Origin of the sequence: Amaricoccus sp. (genome assembly GCF_036846665.1) — a bacterium.
Taxonomy (GTDB): domain Bacteria; phylum Pseudomonadota; class Alphaproteobacteria; order Rhodobacterales; family Rhodobacteraceae; genus Amaricoccus.
This window is the reverse complement of the sequence record NZ_DAIUBO010000251.1, coordinates 1-5,243: the sequence shown is the minus strand read 5'-3', so window position 1 is coordinate 5,243 and position 5,243 is coordinate 1. Positions and strand designations below refer to the sequence as shown.

Below are 5,243 nucleotides of genomic sequence, written 5' to 3'. Positions count from 1 at the left end.
ATCGCTCGCCCCCGCCGAAGGACCATTCGGCGAGAGCGCGGAGGCGTTTTTTTCCCGCTCCAGCAGCAGGCCCTTGGACACATAGGTCAGCTGGAAAGCCTCGAAGATCGGCCAGACATCGAGCAGCGCGTCGATGGCCTCGGGGCCCGGCTCGATGGGGTTGCCGTCGGCGTCGCCGATGCCGTCCCATGCGAGCACCGCCCGCCGCGCGAGCGCCTTGGCGAAGGCGACCGCGCGCTCCTCGTCGGAAGCGTCCTCGGGCACCGCCTCGACAGCCGGATCGCTGCGCGTCGCCACCATCAGCGCGGTGGTCAGCGGGCGCAGCTGCACCCGCACGCCGGGCGCGAGGTCATGCCAGCGTGGCGCGTTGGTCAGGTCGAGCGTCAGCATCAATACGTCTCCAAATCGTTCACGAGGGTTGCGGTGCACATTCGGCCGACCACGCTGTCGCGCGCCGCCTGCCAGTCGAAGGTGGCTTGCACGCCCTGCGGCCCGGAAATCTCGATGCGTGGGCGCGGCAGGTAGACGGCGTGCACCGTGAAGGTGAAGCTCTCGCCGGACGGCAGGACGTAAGCAAATTCCATCTCGCAGGCCTCGCCATTGATCGCCTGCGTCACCAGCGTCTGGTCGGCGAAACGCACCTCGATCCGGCCGGTGAGCGCGGCGATGGACGGGTCCGCGCCGTCAATGCGGCCGTCGTCTCGGATCGTCTCTATCCGGTCGAGATTGTTGGCATAGGTGATCTCGGCCGAGACCACGTTGCCGAGCGCCGTGCCATTGCGCGTGATCGACCCGTTGAAATGGCCGAAGCGTTTCAGCTCCAGCGCGGCAGGCGTTCCGGCGCTGGTCGTCGTGCCCACCGTCTCGCCCTGTGCCACCAGCCGCGCCGTCGCGGACAGCAGGCCCGAGCGCTGCATCTGCCAGGTGATCTGGTCGAGCACGCAGCCGGAATATATCGCATAGCGCGGGACCTCGGGCATGCCGGTTTCGATCGACATGCTGGGCAGCGTCCAGGATCCCGACTGGAACTCGTGGGTGTAGGGCGCTTCCGCACCCGTGGTCGTAGGCGCGCCGAAGGCGGCCTTGAGCCAGAAGCCGAAGGCCTCTGCGTCGAGCGGCACGACGACATCGCCATCGGCCGTGACCGCATCCTTGATCGGCGCCAGCGGATCGCGGCCGTAGCCGAGCAGTTCCGAATTCAGCAGCGGTTGCTCCGCGCCGAGCGAGGTGCTGGCGAAGGGCATGCGGGTGAAGCCGCTCATGGGCGGCGTGCCATAGGTCGTCTCGAACGCAAGCGCCATCTGCGCCCGCGCCCCCTGGGCTCGTGCCATGGTGTTCTCCTGTGGTCGGTTGGATCAGGCCAGTTGGTCGGCCGTGGAATAGTGCAGCACCACCGGAATGACGGCAGCCTTCAGGCTGGCCGCGCCCTCGACCGGCAGATCGACGGGCCGTGGCCCTTCCGCCTCGACCCAGTCGCAGAGCCCGCCCAGCGTCCGGTCGGCGGCGAGCGCCGCACCGATGCTGGCACAGAGCGCGTCGAATGCCGCGTCACGGTTGGTGCCTTGCACGACAGCCTCGATCTCGGCGCGGTGCTGATAGTGATAGGCCAGCGGCGACAGCGTCACCTCGGGCTCGCCCGGCTCGCCGTCGCACAGGATCAGCAGCCCATCGGCGGGCACGCGCTCGGGCAGAACCTCTCCACGCAGGGTGGTGGCGGGCAGCGCCGAGAGCCGCGCGTGCAGCGCGGCGAGGATGGTTTCGCGGGGGCTGGGCATGGGGACCTGTTTGCTTTCCGAAGCGCCCGCGCGCGGGCAGCTTGACCTTTGCAATTCTTGACAGTTTCAGCGCGTTGCCGGTAACTGAAGCGATGGGGATTGCGAGCTCCCCACGAGGCGCCAGCCGAAGATCGCGTTCCTGTTCAACCCCGGCGACGGAGGAACGCATATGCCTGCGCCCAATGCCATTTCGTTCGACAAGCTCTCCCGCATCATCGGCACGCCTCGAAGCCCGCTGCTCATCGACGTGCGGTCCGACGAAGACTTCACCGCCGACCCCAGGCTTTTGCCAGGCGCCATTCGAAGCGACGACCGCGCGCTGACCGAGCTTGCCTCGCAGCTGGCTGGTCAACCTTCTATCGCCGTATGCCAGGCCGGGCATCGCCGCAGCCAGGGCGCGGCGGCCTGGCTCCGCGCCGAGGGCTGTCCGGCCGAATACCTCGACGGCGGGTTCGAGGCCTGGCGCGCAGCCGGTCTGCCTCTGATCGATCCGGCGAAGCTGCCCGCACGCGATGCGCAGGGCCGGACCGTCTGGGTGACGCGGTCTCGGCCGAAGATCGACCGCATCGCCTGTCCCTGGCTGATCCGTCGTTTTCTCGACCCCCGCGCCGTGATCCTGTTCGTAGCGCCGGCCGAGGTGGTGGGCGTCGCCGAACGCTACGAGGCAGCGGCCTTCGACATCGAGGACGTGTTCTGGAGCCATCGCGACGAGCTTTGCACCTTCGACGTGATGCTGGCCGAGTTCGGCCTCACCATTCCGGCGCTCGACCGGCTCGCGACCATCGTCCGCGGGGCGGACACCGCCCGGCTCGACCTCGCGCCCGAGGCGGCGGGGCTGCTGGCTGCATCGCTCGGCCTGTCGCGCATGTATTCCGACGATCTGGAACAGCTCGAGGCCGGCGTGCTGCTCTACGACGCCTTCTATCGATGGGCACGGGACGCCACCGACGAGACTCACAACTGGCCGACCAACAAGCCGAAGCCAGAATGATGCAGGACCGCGCTTACCCCACCCTGGCCGAGGCCACCCGCATCTGGGCCCGCATCGGCCTCCTGAGCTTCGGCGGCCCCGCCGGGCAGATCGCGCTGATGCACCGCATCCTCGTCGAGGAGCAGCGCTGGCTCGGCGAGAAGCGGTTCCTGCACGCGCTGAACTACTGCATGCTGCTGCCGGGGCCGGAGGCCATGCAGCTTGCCGTGTATATCGGCTGGCTGATGCACCGCACGCTGGGCGGCATCATCGCGGGGGTGCTGTTCGTGCTGCCGGGCGTCGCGGCGATCATGGCGCTAAGCTGGGTCTACGCGCTCTACGGCAATGTCGGGCCTGTCGAGGCGCTGTTCTTCGGCCTCAAGGCGGCGGTGCTCGCCATCGTGATTCAGGCGGTCATCCGCATTGGATCGCGCGCGCTGAAGAACACCGCCATGCTGGCCATTGCCGCCGCCTCCTTCGTGGCGATCTTCGGCTTCGCGGTGCCATTTCCGCTCATCATCCTGGTAGCGGGTCTGATCGGGTTCTTCGGGGCCCGGGCAGACCTGCCGGCGTTCCGGGGCGGCGGCGGCCACGGCAAGGTGGGCAAGGTGCAGGTCGATGACGCCGACACCCTGCTGGGCGAGGAGTCGCCCGACCACACGCAGGTCAACCGGGCGTGGGCGTTTCGCATCTCGGCGGCGTTCCTCGCGCTTTGGCTGGTGCCGGTAGCCCTGCTGTTCGCCTTGCTCGGCCCTGCCAATGTCTTCTCACAGATAGCTGGCTTCTTCAGCGTGATGGCCGTCGTGACCTTCGGCGGCGCCTATGCGGTGCTGGCATATGTCGCGCAGGAGGCGGTGCAAAACTACGGCTGGCTCGCTCCTGGCGAGATGCTGGACGGGCTTGGCATGGCGGAGACCACGCCCGGCCCGCTGATCATGGTGACGCAATTCGTGGGCTTCATGGGCGCCTTCCGAGAGGCGAGCGGCCTGTCGCCCCTGATGGCGGCAACGCTTGGCGGGCTGTTGACGACGTGGGTTACCTTCGTTCCCTGCTTCCTGTGGATCTTCCTCGGCGCGCCCTTCATCGAGCGTCTGCGCGACAACGCGGTGCTCACAGCCGCGCTGACGGCGATCACGGCCGCAGTGGTGGGCGTGATCCTGAACCTCGCAGTCTGGTTCGGTCTGCATGTGGTCTTCGACGAGGTGAGGACGATCGCTTCCTTCGGGCTCGACCTCGATGTCCCCGTCTGGTCGTCGCTGAACCTGTCGGCTGCGGCGCTGGTGCTGGCCGCTCTTGTGGCGGTGTTTCGGTTCAAGCTTGGGGCGGTGACGGTCCTTGCCGGCTGCGCTCTGGCGGGCATGGCGCTGGCGCTGATGGGCCTGACCTGAAGCATCCGTCGGCAATGGGATCGACTATATCTTCGCCTCCACCCAGTTCGCCACGATCAGCCCCGGCACGCTGTCCAATGCCCGGTCCGCGTCTCGTGCGAGGTCTAGCCGCTTCGGCAGCTTGACCTGCGGGACCAACAGGAAGATCGGTGCGGTCACCTTACCGCGCCCGGTCTTCGAGCGCGACACTACCGCCTGGCCCTTCGTGTTGAGCCGCCCCTCGGCGACCAGCAGGCTCGGGCCCGTCCGGCGATAGACGAAGCGCAGGCGCAGGCCACGGCGGCGCTCCCATTCGCCGGGCGTGATCTTGCCGCCGCGCAGGGACTTGCCTGCGGCGGGCAGTGGGATCGCCAGCCAGAAGCCATCCTTCGAGCGGATCAGCGGGCCGGTGTCGTGCGCGCCCACGATGACCGGCGCCTTCGACCAGACCAGCGCCGCGGCTTCCAGACTTTCGCCCGACCTCGGGAAGTTCTGGCTCCGGATCGAGTTGGCCAGCCGTGTGCCGAGCCCCGCGCCAGTGATCTGGAACCGCCATGCGCTCTTCAGCCCGGTCCCGGCCTCGCGCATTGCGGCCGTCACGGCGCGTTCGCCCACCGCGATCTCGGCCTGCATCATCGCGACGATGTCGGGATCGATGTCGAGCTTCAGTTTCACGCTGGCCTCAGATCCACGGTCCAGACCAGCCGCTCGCGGTCGCGGGCGGGCTCGCCCTGAATGAGGAAGGCATCGCCGTCGATTTCCAAGCGGTCGCCGGGACGCGGGTTCGCCACCTCGGCGACACGCAGGTCGATCCGGGTGGTCTCGGACCAGAGCCGCGCGTCGCCGAAGTCGGTGATCGCGTCCGCGCGCCGGGCAACGACCCGCACCAGCACGGGCGCACCGCCGTCCGCGATGTAGACCGCGTCCCGGCCGATGTTGGGATCGGCAAAAAGCGCGCCCACGGCGGCGGCGAAGGCGCTCATCAGAAGGCCGCGTTCAGGCGTACGCGGCCGATGGTGTCGCCCGCGCCGCTCGCAACCGCCTCGACGGCCACACCGATGGCGGAAGATGCTGGATGACCTCCTGGCGCAGGCCCTCGCTGATGGCGCGCACGCCGAACTTGGTGGCCGA

7 protein-coding genes are annotated in these 5,243 nt (G+C 68.4%); 2 read left to right on the top strand and 5 right to left on the bottom strand.

The window, feature by feature from the left end:
• The 3 genes from V7050_RS17895 to V7050_RS17885 all read right to left on the bottom strand — a co-directional run.
• A partial coding sequence (locus V7050_RS17895) for a hypothetical protein (RefSeq protein WP_324410957.1) occupies positions 1 to 390 on the bottom strand: 390 nt, incomplete at its 3' end.
• Positions 390 to 1,331, bottom strand: coding sequence for a phage tail tube protein (locus V7050_RS17890; RefSeq protein WP_324370147.1), 942 nt, complete (start codon positions 1,329 to 1,331; stop codon positions 390 to 392). The genes V7050_RS17890 and V7050_RS17895, both read right to left, overlap by 1 nt.
• Before the next feature lie 24 nt (positions 1,332 to 1,355).
• Complete coding sequence (locus V7050_RS17885) at positions 1,356 to 1,775, bottom strand: acyl-CoA transferase (protein ID WP_324370149.1); 420 nt, start codon at positions 1,773 to 1,775, stop codon at positions 1,356 to 1,358.
• 169 nt (positions 1,776 to 1,944) lie between these two features.
• On the opposite strand from V7050_RS17885, the gene V7050_RS17880 reads away from it, so the two are divergent.
• Both V7050_RS17880 and chrA read left to right on the top strand, forming a co-directional pair.
• On the top strand, positions 1,945 to 2,766 hold the full coding sequence (locus tag V7050_RS17880; protein WP_324370151.1) for a sulfurtransferase/chromate resistance protein: 822 nt from the start codon (positions 1,945 to 1,947) through the stop codon (positions 2,764 to 2,766).
• A complete protein-coding gene (gene chrA, locus V7050_RS17875) occupies positions 2,763 to 4,133 on the top strand; it encodes a chromate efflux transporter (protein WP_324375768.1) in 1,371 nt (456 codons plus the stop codon). The genes V7050_RS17880 and chrA overlap by 4 nt, the downstream gene beginning before the upstream one ends.
• 24 nt (positions 4,134 to 4,157) lie before the next feature.
• Here the strand turns inward: chrA and V7050_RS17870 are convergent, their stop codons facing one another.
• On the bottom strand, positions 4,158 to 4,787 hold the full coding sequence (locus tag V7050_RS17870; protein ID WP_324375770.1) for a DUF6441 family protein: 630 nt from the start codon (positions 4,785 to 4,787) through the stop codon (positions 4,158 to 4,160).
• The gene (locus tag V7050_RS17865; protein WP_324375772.1) at positions 4,784 to 5,095 is read right to left on the bottom strand and encodes a head-tail joining protein; all 312 of its coding nucleotides are present in this window, start codon (positions 5,093 to 5,095) and stop codon (positions 4,784 to 4,786) included. The genes V7050_RS17870 and V7050_RS17865 overlap by 4 nt, the downstream gene beginning before the upstream one ends.
• Positions 5,096 to 5,243: the final 148 nt, after the last annotated feature.

Excerpts from the sequence above, each read along its gene's own strand:
- chrA (WP_324375768.1), top strand. The coding sequence starts at position 2,763 with ATGATGCAGGACCGCGCTTACCCCACCCTGGCCGAGGCCACCCGCATC.
- V7050_RS17890 (WP_324370147.1), bottom strand. The coding sequence starts at position 1,331 with ATGGCACGAGCCCAGGGGGCGCGGGCGCAGATGGCGCTTGCGTTCGAG.
- V7050_RS17885 (WP_324370149.1), bottom strand. The coding sequence starts at position 1,775 with ATGCCCAGCCCCCGCGAAACCATCCTCGCCGCGCTGCACGCGCGGCTC.
- V7050_RS17865 (WP_324375772.1), bottom strand. The coding sequence starts at position 5,095 with ATGAGCGCCTTCGCCGCCGCCGTGGGCGCGCTTTTTGCCGATCCCAAC.
- V7050_RS17880 (WP_324370151.1), top strand. The coding sequence starts at position 1,945 with ATGCCTGCGCCCAATGCCATTTCGTTCGACAAGCTCTCCCGCATCATC.